General features: G+C 73.0%; 14 protein-coding genes and 1 pseudogene. 5 read left to right on the top strand and 10 right to left on the bottom strand.

Annotated elements, in window-relative coordinates; all coding sequences use genetic code 11:
- Window positions 1-144 precede the first annotated feature (144 nt).
- Window positions 145-1,002: a universal stress protein gene (locus ACZ607_RS12540; protein ID WP_469734531.1), complete on the bottom strand. Its 858-nt coding sequence runs from the start codon at window positions 1,000-1,002 to the stop codon at window positions 145-147.
- The gene (locus ACZ607_RS12535; RefSeq protein WP_469734529.1) at window positions 999-1,877 is read right to left on the bottom strand and encodes a universal stress protein; all 879 of its coding nucleotides are present in this window, start codon (window positions 1,875-1,877) and stop codon (window positions 999-1,001) included. The genes ACZ607_RS12540 and ACZ607_RS12535 overlap by 4 nt, the downstream gene beginning before the upstream one ends.
- A 253-nt stretch (window positions 1,878-2,130) precedes the next feature.
- Here ACZ607_RS12535 and ACZ607_RS12530 point away from each other — a divergent pair, with 253 nt between their 5' ends.
- Complete coding sequence (locus ACZ607_RS12530) at window positions 2,131-3,522, top strand: nicotinate phosphoribosyltransferase (RefSeq protein ID WP_469734527.1); 1,392 nt, start codon at window positions 2,131-2,133, stop codon at window positions 3,520-3,522.
- Window positions 3,522-4,448, top strand: coding sequence for a nitroreductase family protein (locus ACZ607_RS12525; protein WP_469734525.1), 927 nt, complete (start codon window positions 3,522-3,524; stop codon window positions 4,446-4,448). Before ACZ607_RS12530 ends, ACZ607_RS12525 begins: the two co-directional genes overlap by 1 nt.
- A gap of 48 nt (window positions 4,449-4,496) precedes the next feature.
- On the opposite strand, the gene ACZ607_RS12520 is transcribed toward ACZ607_RS12525, so the two are convergent.
- Window positions 4,497-5,168, bottom strand: a complete 672-nt coding sequence (locus ACZ607_RS12520; protein ID WP_469734523.1) for a GNAT family N-acetyltransferase — start codon at window positions 5,166-5,168, stop codon at window positions 4,497-4,499.
- 129 nt (window positions 5,169-5,297) lie between these two features.
- Here ACZ607_RS12520 and ACZ607_RS12515 point away from each other — a divergent pair, with 129 nt between their 5' ends.
- A complete protein-coding gene (locus ACZ607_RS12515; protein ID WP_469734521.1) occupies window positions 5,298-5,984 on the top strand; it encodes an AAA family ATPase in 687 nt (228 codons plus the stop codon).
- Window positions 5,985-6,055: 71 nt separating this feature from the next.
- Here the strand turns inward: ACZ607_RS12515 and ACZ607_RS12510 are convergent, their stop codons facing one another.
- Entirely contained in the window at window positions 6,056-6,739 is a 684-nt protein-coding gene (locus ACZ607_RS12510; protein ID WP_469734518.1) for a helix-turn-helix domain-containing protein, read from the bottom strand.
- A 191-nt stretch (window positions 6,740-6,930) separates the two neighbouring features.
- Here ACZ607_RS12510 and ACZ607_RS12505 point away from each other — a divergent pair, with 191 nt between their 5' ends.
- Complete coding sequence (locus tag ACZ607_RS12505) at window positions 6,931-7,386, top strand: universal stress protein (protein WP_469734516.1); 456 nt, start codon at window positions 6,931-6,933, stop codon at window positions 7,384-7,386.
- Window positions 7,387-7,400: 14 nt separating this feature from the next.
- Here the strand turns inward: ACZ607_RS12505 and ACZ607_RS12500 are convergent, their stop codons facing one another.
- The 3 genes from ACZ607_RS12500 to ACZ607_RS12490 form a co-directional block, all read right to left on the bottom strand.
- On the bottom strand, window positions 7,401-8,057 hold the full coding sequence (locus ACZ607_RS12500; protein ID WP_469734514.1) for a CBS domain-containing protein: 657 nt from the start codon (window positions 8,055-8,057) through the stop codon (window positions 7,401-7,403).
- 22 nt (window positions 8,058-8,079) lie between these two features.
- On the bottom strand, window positions 8,080-8,289 hold the full coding sequence (locus ACZ607_RS12495) for a hypothetical protein (protein ID WP_469734512.1): 210 nt from the start codon (window positions 8,287-8,289) through the stop codon (window positions 8,080-8,082).
- A 111-nt stretch (window positions 8,290-8,400) separates the two neighbouring features.
- Window positions 8,401-10,131: a sensor histidine kinase gene (locus ACZ607_RS12490; RefSeq protein ID WP_469734510.1), complete on the bottom strand. Its 1,731-nt coding sequence runs from the start codon at window positions 10,129-10,131 to the stop codon at window positions 8,401-8,403.
- 251 nt (window positions 10,132-10,382) lie between these two features.
- Between ACZ607_RS12490 and ACZ607_RS12485 the strand changes: the two genes are divergently transcribed.
- A complete protein-coding gene (locus ACZ607_RS12485) occupies window positions 10,383-11,084 on the top strand; it encodes a response regulator (protein ID WP_469734508.1) in 702 nt (233 codons plus the stop codon).
- Window positions 11,085-11,143: 59 nt separating this feature from the next.
- On the opposite strand, the pseudogene ACZ607_RS12480 reads toward ACZ607_RS12485, so the two are convergent.
- The 3 genes and pseudogenes from ACZ607_RS12480 to ACZ607_RS12470 all read right to left on the bottom strand — a co-directional run.
- A pseudogene (locus ACZ607_RS12480) lies at window positions 11,144-11,332 on the bottom strand (alcohol dehydrogenase catalytic domain-containing protein); the annotation flags it as partial.
- Between the two features lie 158 nt (window positions 11,333-11,490).
- Entirely contained in the window at window positions 11,491-13,185 is a 1,695-nt protein-coding gene (gene abc-f / locus ACZ607_RS12475) for a ribosomal protection-like ABC-F family protein (RefSeq protein ID WP_469734506.1), read from the bottom strand.
- A 326-nt stretch (window positions 13,186-13,511) separates the two neighbouring features.
- Window positions 13,512-13,778: a hypothetical protein gene (locus ACZ607_RS12470; RefSeq protein ID WP_469734504.1), complete on the bottom strand. Its 267-nt coding sequence runs from the start codon at window positions 13,776-13,778 to the stop codon at window positions 13,512-13,514.
- Window positions 13,779-13,840 lie beyond the last annotated feature (62 nt).

The raw sequence follows: 13,840 nt of genomic DNA, 5'->3' as shown, positions 1-13,840 counted from the left end.
CCGGCGTGCCCGAGCGCGGCGTGCGGACGGTGATCCCGGCCGCCGGGCGGGCCGCGCGCCGGTGAACCCGCGCGATCCGGAGGTTCGCCCGCCCGGGGGCCGCCGCGTCTGCCGCCGGTCAGCCGGGAACGGTGATCACGCCGGTCAGCCGGGAACGGTGATCACCGGGCATTCGGCCCGGTGCAGGAGTCCGTGGGCCACCGAGCCGAGTCGCATCCCGGTGTAGCCCCCGTGGCCGCGCCTCCCCACGACGACGGCGAGCGCGGCCGAGGAGACCCGGGCGAGTTCCTCCACGGGATGCCCTCGGCGTACCTCCTGTGTCACGTCCACGCCCGGGTGCCGTACGGAGGCCCCGGCGACGGTTTCCGCGAGCAGACGTGTGCGTTCCTCCCGTCCGCTCTCCCCCGCCGGCTCGATCACGGGACGCGGCCACACCCACACCGCGTGCACGGAGGCGTGCCGCAGCGCCGCCTCCTCGAACGCGAAACGTACGGCCTCGCGGGAGGACTCGCTGCCGTCCACGCCGACGACCAGCTGAGCGGGCTGGCGAGCCGTGTGTTCCGGTGATCTCACGACGACGACGGGGCAGTGCGCCTGTGCGGTGAGGGGCGCCGCCACCGACCGGGTGCCGAGGATCTCGGCCGCGCGGCTGAGCCCGCGTGAGCCGACCACGACGAGGCGGGTGGGGCCGGTCGTACGGCGGCAGAGCACCACCGCGGGTGGCCCGTCGACGAGTTCGGTCACCACATGCGCGTCCGGGGTGAGGCGGAAGACCGTCTCGCTCGCGGCGGACAGCGCATCCCGGCCCCGCGCCTGCAGGGAGAGATGCTGCGGTGACGCGTCCACGTGCTGGGTGTCGTGGCCCGGCGGGACCGCGAGCACCAGCCGCAGCGGCACGCTTCTGCGCTCGGCCTCGTCCGCCGCCCAGGCCAGCGTGGGCACCGAGGGATCCAGCGGGTCCACGCCGACCACGATCTGCTGGTCGGCGTCGAAGGCGGTCACGCCACCTCCTCGGTCACGCCCCGGGGCACGATCTCCACGGGACAGTGGGCGTGGTGCAGCAGGGCGTGGGCGACCCGGCCCGGCGCCGCCCTCACATGGTCCTGCTCCCGGCGCCCGCCCACGACCACGAGATCGCAGTCGCGGCTCGCCTCCACGAGTACGGCCGCCGCGGATCTGCCTGTCTCCACCCCGCAGGAGACGGTGGTGCCCGGGAACCCCTCACGGAGGCTCTGCGCGAGGTCCTCGATCTCCTGTTCGTGCCGACGGTCGGCGTCCTTCTCCGGGTCGGGCAGGCGCCGGGTGCCGACCGCCCGCGCCAGGATGCTCCTGACCCCCAGGAGGTTCAGGCTCGACTTCCGGAGCCGCGCCTCCCGTGCGGCGGCTTCCAGCCAGTCCCTGTCCGTGGCGCCCCGGACCGCCGCCGTGACGCGCCCGGTCCCCGACCAGGCGGACTCTCCGCGCACGACCACGACGGGAACGGCGGCCCCCGTCACCACCCCGAGGCCGACCGAACCGAGCAGAAGCGCGCCGAAACCGCCCCGCCCCCGGCTCCCCACGACGATACGGCCCCGGCGGCCGGCCGCGTCGTGCAGAGCGGAGACCGGCTCCTTGCGGCTGAGGCTCCGGGTGATGTCGAGGGAGGGATAGCGCTCCTGCACCGCTTCCGCCGTCCCGTCGAGCAGCTCGTGCCCCTTCTCCTTGACGCTCTCCACCGTTTCGAAGGAGGCGAACCGGGAGATCCGGTCGAGGTCGGCCGCGTACAGGACGCACAGTTCCTGCCGGCCCGCGTCGGCCTGGGCGGCCGCCCACGACACGGCGGACCCGGCATGGTCCGAACCGTCGATGCCTACGACGATCTGTCCCTCGGTGCTCATATCCGCTCCTCATCGCATGGGCTCGATCGCATGGGCTCGTCTCCGAGGGTCCCGTCACGGACGCGCGGGTGGCAGGGCCACGGCGGTCACGTCCAGGGGCCGAAGGTCCCTGAAGACCCCTGTGGCACGGATTCCCGAACGTGCCCCACTCGGCCCTTCTCGCCGGTCCCGCTCCGGGAAACGCTGGTCGTGCACGCGGAGGCCCCGGTTCCGGGACGGCGGCCCCGTCACGCGGGAGGAAACGGTGAGCGGCATGTCGCACGCCACGGTCACGGATCTCTACGAAGCGTCGATGGCCCTCTCGTATCTGCGGGAAGGGATGACGCGGGACGCCACGTTCAGCCTCTTCGTACGCGATCTGCCTCCCGGGCGCGGCTTCCTCGTGAGCGCGGGGCTGGAGCCGGTGCTCGACTTCCTGACCGACTTCCGTGTCACCCCGCAGGACGCCGAGGACTTCGCCGCGGCTCTCGGGTGCTCGCCGGACGACGCCGGTCCGCTCGTCGGCCTCGGCTTCGACGGTGAGGTCAGGGCGGTGCCGGAAGGACGGATGGTCCTGCCCGGAGAACCGCTGCTCGAGGTCACGGCCCCGCTGCCGCAGGCGCAGCTCGTGGAGACCTGGCTGCTGGGTCAGGTCAGCCACCAGACGACGGTGGCCTCCAAGGCGGCCCGCTGTGTGCTGGCCGCGAAGGGCCGCCCCGTCGTCGACTTCTCCCTCCGCCGGGGGCACGGGCCGGAGGCGGGAATGCAGACGGCCCGGGTCGGCGCGATGGTCGGGTTCGCCGGCACCAGCAACGTCGCCGCCTCGCTGAAGTGGCGCCTGCGTGCCTCCGGCACGATGGCGCACTCGTACATCGAGGCGTTCGGCGACGAGGAGGCCGCGTTCCTGGCGTACGCGCGCAGCCGTGCGGGGCCGGTGACCTTCCTGGTCGACACCTACGACACGGAGGACGGCGTGGTGACCGCGGCCCGTGTGCTCAACACCCTGGGCCGTGGTGCCGGTTCGGCGATCCGGCTGGACAGCGGCGACCTGGCGGAGCTCGCCCGCCGCTCCCGCGCGATCCTGGACGGAGCGGGACTGCCGGAGGTCGCGATCATCGCCAGCGGTGGTCTCGACGAATACCACGTCGACCACCTGGTGCGCACCGGAGCACCCATCGATGTGTACGCCGTCGGGACCAAGGTGGGCACCTCCGCCGACGCCCCGTATCTGGACTCCGCCTACAAGCTGGTCGAGTACGACGGGCGGCCGGTCATGAAACTCTCCGCGTCCAAGGTGACCGCGCCGGGACGCAAGCAGGTCCTGCGTGGCGACGGCGTCGACGATGTGATCGTCCTGGCCGACGAGGAAGTGACCGGCGGCCGGGAGCCGTTGCTGCGCACGGTCATGGCCGGAGGCCGCCGCACCGGCCCGCCGGACACGCTCGCCGCCGCGCACGACCGGTTCGCCGAGGACCTGGCCGCCGTCCCTCGGCACGCGCTCCGGATCGAGGACCCGGAGCCCCCCGTCGCCGCTGTCTCGGCCCGGCTCTCGGCACTCACGTCGGACGTGCGTCGCCGTCTGGAGGAGGGCGTCGGGGAACGGCGCGGCGCATGGGCTGGCCCGGACGCCGGCCCTCCGGACGACCGGCCGAGGAAGGAGCCCTGATGCCTGCTCGAACCGCTGATGCCGCGTCGGTGACGGCGTGGGTCGAGGCCGCCGCCATGGCGCCGTCGATGCACAACGCCCAGCCGTGGAGGTTCCGTTACGCTCCGGCGACCGGCGTCCTCCAGTTGCGTACGGACACGACGCGGTCGATGCCCCGTACGGATCCTTCAGGGCGTGGCATGCACATCGGCTGCGGTGCCGCGCTGTTCAATCTCCGGGTGGCGGCCGCGCGCGCCGGATGGCCGGCCCATGTGCGGCTGCTGCCCGACCCGGCCGATCCCGTGCTGGTGGCCACCGTGTCGTTCGCCGAGGACGAGGCGGGCGAGCCGGTCCCCGAAGAGCTGCTCGCCGGCCTCATGGGTGCGGCGCGGGCCGAGGGCGCGGGCCTGTCCGTGCTCGGCGAGTGGGAGGTCGACGCGGTGGTCGACGTGGCCAGGGACGCGGAGCAGGACGAGTCGCTGTCGCCGGGCGTCCGTGACGAGATCGCCCGGTGGACGGGGTCCGGGGCCGATGACTCCGCGGGGATACCGGCCGAGGCCTTCGGCCCACGGTCTCACGGCGGCCGGGCGCCGGTGCGGGACTTCGCCTTGGGACGCCCGGTCCCCGATCGCCGGTCGGCGGACTTCGAGCAGTCCCCCTGCCTCGCGGTGATCGGAACGCCTCAGGACCGTGCGCAGGACTGGCTGACCGCCGGCCAGGCGCTGGAACGGGTGCTCCTGCGGGCGACACTGGACGGGCTGTCCACCTCCCTCAACTCGCAGGCGCTCGAACGGTCCGACCTGCGCTGGCTTCTGCGGGATCCTCACGCGCCCACCACGTCGGCGTTCCCTCAGATGCTTCTCCGGCTGGGCTACGGACCGCCGGTCGAGCCGACGCCGCGCCGAGCGGTGAGCGAGGTGCTGGAGATCGACCAGGGCGTGTTCTGAAAGTAGCGCCGTCCGCCCGCCGGGCAGGCGGGACTCTCACAACACGTCCTAGGTGGCCCCGTCCCCGCGGCCTTCTTCCGGATGCGGTGTCGTCTCGGGCCGTGCCGGGCCCGGCACGGTGCGCAGGTCCAGCATCATGTCCAGCGACGCGGAGCCGTCCGCCTCGGTGAAGCGGCCGACCCGCTGGAATCCGTTCTTCTCGTAGTAGCGGATGGCCCGCGGGTTGTCGGCGCGGACACCGCCCCACAGGATGATCCTCGTCCTGCCGAGCAGCCGTACGGTCTCCATGACCGACGGGAGGACGAGCGTCCCCAGCCCCCGGTCCTGATGGTCGTCGGCCAGTGTGGCGCCGAAGCGGCAGTCGGTCGCCCCGGTGAGGTGGACGCCCGCTTCCCGGTAGCGCGCGATGTCCGCCGGAGTGAGATCGAGGCTGAACTCGATGAGCCCGACGATCCTGCCGGACGATACGTCCTCGACGACCAGCCGGAGTTTGTCGTGGCGCGCGATCGCGTCACACAGCTCCCGTGCGGTCGCCAGGTCGTACCCGTCGAACGTACTGAACCGCCTCGACGCGGAGGACAGGGCATCGAGGAACCGGGCCAGGTGCGCCGTGTCGGCGTGTGTCAGGGGGCGGAGGACGAGAGCCGAACCGTCATGAGCTGTCAGACGGCGCGTCAGGCAAGCAGGGTCCTGGGCGATGTCCGTCAGGGTGCGCGCCACGGCAGCCTCTCTTCCGTACAGTCCCGTCCCGCCGTTGCCCGGTGGGGAGAAAACCTACCGGCCGGCGCGACTCCGCACGAATGACATATCCGATTGCGGGGCCGACGGTGAAGCGCGGAGAGTCGCCGTATGTGCGAACTGAAGCCGACCGACGGCGATCCCGCCCCGGCGCCCCTGGGTCCGGGCTCTGCCCATGCCCGTCCGCCCGGCGAGGACGGCCCCCGCCTCGGGCGTCACACCTCGGCCCGTCCCGGGCCGAACCTGGTGCCGGCGGGACTCGTGGTTCTCGTCGGACCGCCGGCTTCCGGCAAGACCAGCTTCGTACGCGCCCTGATCGCGCACGGGCGGATCGACGAGGACGTCGTGGTGTCCAGCGACGAGATCCGCGCGGAGCTCTTCGGCACCTCGCCCGCAGAGGCGGAGAGCGACGCGGCGGACGCTCGTATCTTCGCCGAACGCGACCGAAGGATCGTCGCCCGGCTCGCCTGCGGACGGACAGCCGTCGCCGAGTCCACGAACATCACTCCACCCTCGCGCGCCCGTCTCCTCGCCATCGCCGGGCGCTTCGACGCCCCGGTGACGATGCTGCGATTCGACCCGGGCCTCGGCGCTCTCCTCCAGCAGCACGCGGAGCGTGGCCGCACCGACGTCACCGCCGCCGGCGTCCGCGCCTGTGCCGCGGCCATGGCCCGGCACGGCGGGACCGACCGACTGCGCTCCGAGGGCGCGTACGCCGTCCACGATGTCCCCGGACGCCGGCAAGGGGTTGCTCCCGCCGAGGCCGCAGCGCGCTTCTCGTTCCTCCGACAGTCCTGACGTCCGTGGGCGCGGAGGGCGTGGGCCGCCGATTCCCGTGAACAACGGTGCCGCCGGCCGGGAGTGCGGCGTCAGCCCTCGCGGACCACGATGCGGCGGCCGGTCACCTTGCCGGGTGTCACCGCGATCCACAGGTCCCGCTCCCCGCCGGCCCACGGCAAGGTGGACGCGTGTGCCGCCTCGAACTTCTGTACGTCCTCCGGCTCCGTCACCGCCCGTGCCTCCCCCACGAGCAGCACGCTCCATCCCCGGCTGAAGGCTTCGTCGATGTGGTCCACCTCGAAGGCCGTCTCGTGCCCCGCCGCGTCCGCCGGACCGGAGCCGGGTGCGGTCCGGTAGGCGATCTCCTCCCCGGTGGAGAGGTAGTTGACGGGGAAGACCGCCGGGCCCTGTCCGTCGCTGACGACCACCCGGCCCACCCCGTGGGTCCCGACCAGCTCCCAGCACTCCTCCAGGCCGAGCTCCACCAGCTCCGGGTGGTACGCCGCGCGGCCGGCGCCCGGGGGCAGATCGACCGTTCCCCCGGTGAGTTCCTCGACCGTCGTCTCGAGCGCGTTGGCCAGACGCACCATGAATCCCATGCCGTGGGAGCCCGGCTTCGTCTCCACGTACTCGATGTAACCGGGTGCGGAGGCGGTGCGGAGGGCCAGGTCCCTGCGGGACAGTCCCAGGTACTCCCGGCGCGCGGCCACACGTCTGCCGATGTCACCCACCGGCGGGGTCTCGTGCGGGTCCTTCTGCGGTCGGTCGGCCATGTCGGTTCACCTTCCTGCTGTCGGACGGCGGCGGCCATCGCCGCGGGCAGCGGTGACCGGGCGGGGAACCGCCGTCAGTTCACGCTAGGTACGGATGGTCGGCACCGCACCACGGCTGTGTTCCGCTGGCGTGGCCCAGGGAGCCCGGGCACTGTGGACGGAGATGTACTCGGACGAATGATGAGGCGGTCATGGGCAGCGATACGGAAGTCACCCCCCGCGTCGTGGTCGGAGTGGACGGTTCCAGCGCCTCCCAGGAGGCCCTGCGCTGGGCGGCGCAGCACGCGCAGCTCACCGGAGCCGTGGTCGAGGCGGTGTGCGCCTGGGACACGCCCTCGGAGATCGGCTGGGCGGGCCCTGCCACCGAGGCGGGCTTCGACCTGGAGCGGGCCCGGCTCCGCTTCACCGAGGGCATCCGCGGCGTGTTCGGCGAGGTCAAGCCCGCCGAGGTGCGCGAACTGCTGGTCCAGGGCGATCCGTCGGAAGTCCTGGTGAGGGCGTCCGAGGGTGCGGAGCTGCTCGTCGTCGGCAACAGGGGACGCGGCGGCTTCGCGCGGGCCATGCTGGGCTCGGTGAGCCAGCGGTGCGCCCAGCACGCCCGGTGCCCGGTGGTCGTCGTCCGAGCCGACGCCCAGGGAGCCGGCTGAGCGACGGCCCCGCTTCAGACGCTCCCAGGACCGTCGAGATGGCATGTCGCGTCCACCACGCCCTCCACCGCTCCGGCCAGTCGCTCGGCGACGGGAATCAGTGAGGCGTCCCTGACGCTCCCGGTGATCGCCACGCGCCCTTCGCTCACCTCGACGCGGACGTTCCGGCGCGAGACGGGAAAGAGCCGGTCGACGACGTCCTCCCGCACCTCCTCGGCGATCTCCTCATCCGTACGCAGAAAGACCTTGAGCAGGTCGGCGCGGCTCACGATGCCTTTGAGCAGCCTTTCCCCGTCGACGACCGGGAGGCGCTTGACGCCGTGCCGTGCCATGAGCCGGGCGGCCTCGGGAAGCGTGGCGTCCAGGGGGACGGTGACGACCGGAGAGGACATGAGGTCCCGCGCGGTCAGTGCTCCGGCCTTGGCGTAGTCCGTCAGGCGGTCCCTCTGGCCGATCATGGTCGCGTCCTCCTCACGCAGTTCCTCCTTGGGCAGCAGGTCGGCCTCGGAGACCACTCCCACGACCCGCCCCTCCCCCTCCAGTACGGGTACGGCGGTCACCCGCCACTGGTCGATGGCCGTCACGATCTCCTTGAACCGGGCGTCGAGGCCCACCGCGACGACCGTCCGTGTCATCACATCGCTCACACGGTGGGGTGATCGGCGGTTCATGACGTCGCTCCCTCCGAAGCGTTCACGCCGCCGCGCGGGACCACGGCCACGGGGCGGTCCGCGTGATGCAGGACCGCTCGTGTGCGGGGCCGTCGGCGAGGGGCGGATGGTCGACGGTCTCGCCCCTTCCCCGGGAGCCGGTCACCAGGGCGAACGCGTCGGCCGCCCGGTCCGCGGCCCGGAGACCGGACTCGCTCCCGTCCACACCGGTCACCATGGGTGAAGACGACATCGATCTCACCGCCCTTTCCGGCTTGCCACTGTCGTCACCGTCCCATCGGCGCCGCCTTCCGGGACAGGGCCGACCGGTCCCGGCCGGAGAGCCTCACGGGCACCGGTCCGGTCACCGCGGGGACCGGTCGGCACTCCTCTCCGGTGTCGGAGGAGCCGACCAGGCCACCCGGGTGCCACCCCCCTCGGGCGAGCTGATCTCCAGGCTGCCTCCCGCCTCCCGGGCACGTTCCTCGAGGTTGCGCAGCCCGCTGAACACCGCGTCCCGGGGGATGCCCACGCCGTTGTCGGTGACCGTCAGGGTGAGCCGCACGGCTGTGCTGTGCAGATGTACGTCGACGGAGTCGGCCCGGGCGTACCGGGCGGCGTTGCTCAGCGTCTCGACGAGCACGGCCACCACGTGGTCGGCGAGGGGCACCGGGACCTGGGTCTCCACGAGCCCCTCGACGCGCAGCGCGGGCGGAAAGCCGAGAGGGGCCGCGGCCGCTTCGACGGCCTGTGCGACCCGGCTGCGCAGGCCCGATGAGCTCGCGCCCGCGGTCCCATGGGTGCGGAGCCCGAAGATCGTGGAGCGAATGATCTTGATCGTGGCGTCCAGATCGTCCACCGCCCTGCGCAGGCGCTGCTCGGCCTGCGGGTGGGTCACGAACCGTTGTGCGCTCTGCAGCGTCATGCCGGTGGCGAACAGGCGCTGGATCGCCAGGTCGTGCAGGTCACGCGCGATGCGGTCCCGGTCCTCCAGCAGAGCCGTGCGTTCGGCGTCCTGCCGGCGTTCGGCCAGCTCCATGGCGAGCGAGGCCTGGTGGGCGAACGCGGTCAGGGACTCCGACTCCGACGCGGAGAACGGGAGGCCCCTCTTCTTCCGGGTGAGCAGCAGTACGCCGCGCACGACGGTTCCCGATCCGATGGGCACCGCCACCGCCGGTCCGAAGCCGGCCCAGCGCGCGGTGTCCCCCTCGCTCCGCGGGTCGCTCTCGATGTCGGGGCTCTCGGACGGCCCCGGCCGGGTGAAGGCCGCGCCGAGATAGCCGTCCCGTGCCGGCACGAACGCCCCGTGATGCCGTTCCCCGTCGTCACCCGTGGCCAGTACGATCCGCAGCTTGCCCGCCCCCTCCACCGGTACCGCGATCATGGCGAGGTCCGCGGGGACGTTCGCGCCGGCGTGTTCGAGGATGAGGGCCATCACCTCGGCCCGGGGGGAGCCCGACAGCAGGCTGTTGGTGACCTCGGAGCCGGCGGCCAGCCAGCGTTCACGGCGGCGGGACTCCTCGTAGATCCGGGAGTTCTCGATGGCGATGCCCGCGGCGACGGCCAGGGTCAGCAGCACCGATTCGTCCTCGGCGTCGAACTCGGCGGCACCGCGCTTCTGGGTGAGGTAGATGTTGCCGAAGACCTGCCCCCGCACCCGGATCGGGACGCCCAGGAAGGAGTGCATCTGCGGGTGGTGCGGCGGGAATCCGTACGACGCCGGGTGCTCGGACAGCTCCGCGAGCCGGAGGGGCTCGGGGTGGCGGATCAGCTCGCCCAGCAGACCGTGCCCCACGGGCAGCGCGCCGATCGCCGCCCACTGTTCGTCGCTCACCCCCACCGGTATGAACTCCGCGAGCCTGTTCCCCTCGCCGATCACACCGAGCGCCCCGTACTCGGCGTCCACGAGGACGGTGGCTTCCTCGACGATGCGGCGCAGCACCTGCGAGAGCTCCAGCTCGCGGCCGACCGACAGAACCGCTTCCAGGAGACTGTGGATCCGGTCCCGGGAGCCACGGGCGGCATCGACCCGTGACTGGAGCCTGCTCAGCAGCTCATCCGTGCCCGGCCCGGCGGCCGGATCGCCTTGGCTCACGACACGCAACCTCCTGCGACGGCGTACGGACGCCATCCGTACCACCGTATGACCGACGGCGGCAGGCCGCCCTCCCAGCGGCCGGGATCCGGAGCAACCGGCATTGACCTGCGGTTTTCCCTTGCGGAGGCCGGACGGGCCGCACGGAGGGACACTGGCTCTGCGACCGCTCGGGCTCCGCGACCGGCCGGGCTCAGCACCCGGCCGAGGGTGGTGCCCGGGGAGTGGCGTGACGAGTACAGGGGCCAAAGATGACGGACACACCCGCCGGTACCCCCGGGAAGGAACCCACCCGGGTCTTCGTGCTGGACGACCACGAAGTGGTGCGCTGCGGTCTGCGCGACCTGCTGGACTCCGAACCGGATCTCACGGTGGTGGGCGAGGCGGCGACCGCGCAGCAGGCCGTCGCCCGCGGGCCGGCCCTGCGCCCCGATGTCGCCGTGCTCGACGTCCGGCTGCCGGACGGCGACGGGATCACCGTCTGCCGGGAGCTGCGCTCGCGCCTGCCGGATCTCGCCTGCCTCATGCTGACCTCGTTCGACGAGGAGGAGGCGCTCCTCGACTCCATCATGGCGGGCGCGGCCGGCTATGTGCTCAAGGAGGTCAAGGGGGTCGATCTCGTGGCGGCGGTACGGACGGTCGCCGCCGGGCAGTCCATGCTGGACCCGGCCACCACGGCACAGCTCATGCGCTCGCTTCGCGCCCCCGCGCAGACGCACACGGAGGAGGACGACCGGCTGTCCGGCCTGTCCGAGCGCGAGAGGGCCGTCCTGGACCTCATCGGTGAGGGCCTCACCAACCGGCAGATCAGCAAGCGGCTCTATCTGTCCGAGAAGACGGTGAAGAACCACATCTCGCGTGTGCTGGCCAAGCTGGGAGTGGAGCGCAGGGTGCAGGCCGCGGTCATCGCGACGCAGGCTCGGGAACAGGAGCAGGGGCAGACGGACAGCTGATCCCGGGCCCGCCGCCGACTCCCCGGCCGCCTCCCACCGGTTGCCTCACCGCTTCAGGGGCCCGTCTCCACCACCTCGCCCACCGCCTCGTGGCCGAGGACGGTGCCGGGGCGTACCTCGGGGACGTCTCCCTTCCGGATGTGCAGATCCGTCCCGCAGATGGTGACCGCGTCCACGCGGACCACCGCGTCGCCCGCTTCCTCGATGCCCGGGTCAGGGACGTCCTGCCAGGACTTCTGTCCGCTGCCGAGGCGCTGTCGAGCCGCCTCGAACCACTCTCGACCGGCTGTCGGGCCGGTTCCGAGGCATCCGGTTCCAGCCTCGCAAGCAGGGAGTCGCGGCGCCTGGGCCGGTCAGCACCCGACCGGGGCCACCCTGCCCCTCGGCGGCGGCCGACCGGGGGTGCCTACGTACGGGAGGGTCGAGCCCCCGCAGCCGGTACCCCGGAGCCCGGCACGGCGCGGCCCGCCCGGAGTTCGAGGTGGTCGCCGGTGAACCGGCTGCGGAAGCTCCGGTCGTGCGAGACGACCACGACGGCTCCCGGATACCGGGCGAGCGCCTCCTCCAGCTCCTCGACCAGGCCGAGCGCGATGTGGTTCGTCGGCTCGTCCAGGATCAGCAGATCCGCGGGGCGCGTCACCAGCCGCGCCAGGGCGAGCCTGCGCTGCTGACCGAGGGAGAGGGAGGCCACGGGCACGGACAGGTCCTCGGGACGGAACAGGCCCAGGGCCAGCAGTCCGTCGGCGTACTCGTCGGGGAATCCGGGGCGTCCCGCGGCGAACGTGGCGAGCAGGGTGCGGCGGGTGGGTACGACGGGGAGTTCCTGCGGGAGGTAGCCGGTCCTGCCCCGCCGCCGGACCGTGCCGGCGTCCGGTGCGAGGTCGCCGGCCAGGACGCGCAGGAGGGTGGTCTTCCCTGCGCCGTTGGGGCCGGTGACCAGCAGCCGGCTGCCCGGCTCGACGCTCAGGGAGGGCAGGTCGAGCCGTTCCCCGACGACGACGGAGTCCAGCTCGGCCAGGGGGCCGGGGCGGCCGTCGGCGTCCTGCGGGGATCCGTGCGCACCGGCGAGGGTGAGGTCGGCGGTGAAGCGCAGCGGCCGGGGAGGAGCCGGGACGGGTGTGCGGCGCAGCGTCTCCAGCCGGGTCCTGGCGGCCCTGACCCGGCCCGACAGCTTGGCCTCGTGCGACCTGCGGTGCTTGCCGAAGCCCTGTCCGGGGTCCTTGCCGGTGCTCGCGAGCCGTCGGCCGGCCGCGTCCACCAGTTCCTCGGTACGGGCCAGTTCGGCCAGCCACTCCTCGTGGTCCTGGGCCCATCGGCGGCGTGCGGCGGCCTTCGCCGTCCGGTAGCCGTCCCATCCGTCGCCGTACCGGGAGACGCCCCGCAGGTCGCGGTCGACCTCCAGGATCACGGTGGTGATGCGCTCCAGGAACGCCCGGTCGTGGGTGACGGCGACGACGGTGCCCCGGTGGGCACGCAGGTGGTCCTCCAGCCAGTCGACGGCGGAGGCGTCGAGGTGGTTGGTGGGTTCGTCGAGGAGCAGGAGCTCCGGCGCCGCGGCCAGTACGCAGGCCAGGGCCAGCCGGGACTGCTCACCCCCGGACAGCGTCCCGAGTGCGCGCTCCCGGGTGAGGTGACCGAGCCCGAGTCCGTGCAGCGCGGCGTCGGTCCTGGCGTCCGCGCGGTATCCGTCGCGCTCCTCGTACGCCGTCAGCAGGTCGCCGTAGGCGGCGAGTCGGGCGTCGGTGGCGCCCCCGCCGGACAGCTCCTCCTCCGCCGTGCGGATCTGCCGTTCCAGGGCGCGGAGTCCGGCGAGGGCCGCGTCGACGGCGTCCTGGACCGTGCGGCGGGGGTCGAGGGCGAGCATCTGGGCGAGGTAGCCGGTGCCGCCCGGGAAGCTGACGGTGATCTCACCGCTGTCCGGGGTCTCGGCCCCGGCCATCAGCCGGAGCAGGGTGGATTTCCCCGACCCGTTCTCGCCGATGACGCCGGCCTTCTCGCCGGGGCGGACGGTGAGGGACACCTGGTCGAGGACGGTCCGGTCGCCGTACGTCTTCGAGACGTCGGTCATGGCGAGTTGGGCACGGGGGCGCAGAAGAGACATGGGTGCTTTCCCTGAAGTGACGGGTCCGCGGCGGCACGCACATCGACGTCATGGACGGAAGCGCACCGGGGGACGGGGTGTCGGACGGCGGAAGGGACTGCGGCCGACGGCGGGGCCCCTACGGGGTCACGCGGCGACGCTCAGCGTCGCGCGGCGGCGTCCTGGCCGGACATCAGAGAAAGAAGTAGTACGAACCCATGGCGCCCATTGTAACCACGCCTCGGACGGCCCCGGGTGGGCGCGGAGCGCTCATCACCGGGGCCGTCCGCTCCGGGCGCGGCGCGGGACGGGCGGCACGGCCGCCCGCACCCGCGTGCCGGCCCGGGTCAGCCCGTCGACTCGTCCGGGGTGGGTTGCTCGGGGTGGACGCCCGCGTTACGGGCGCCGCTGCGGCCCGATCCGGCCTCGTCGGGGTCGGGCCTGTCGGCGTCCGGCCCGGCGTCCTCCTCGGGACGTGCGGTGCCCGGCGGCAGGATCACGTCGAGCGCGTCCTCGCCCTCCTGGGCCTGCTGGTCGGGCATGTCGGCGGGGACCGGCGGCGGGCTTCCCTCCGCCCCGGTGTAGGCGGTTCCCTGGGGCCTGCGGTCGGTCATGCGGTGCTCCCGTCGGTGGGTTCAGGGCCGGCGCGGGTCGTCGGTCCCGCACCTCGCGTACC

The organism is Streptomyces sp. NPDC104381 (genome assembly GCF_055583745.1).
The sequence above is the reverse complement of the archived record's forward strand: the minus strand, read 5'-3'. Positions and strand labels throughout refer to the sequence as shown.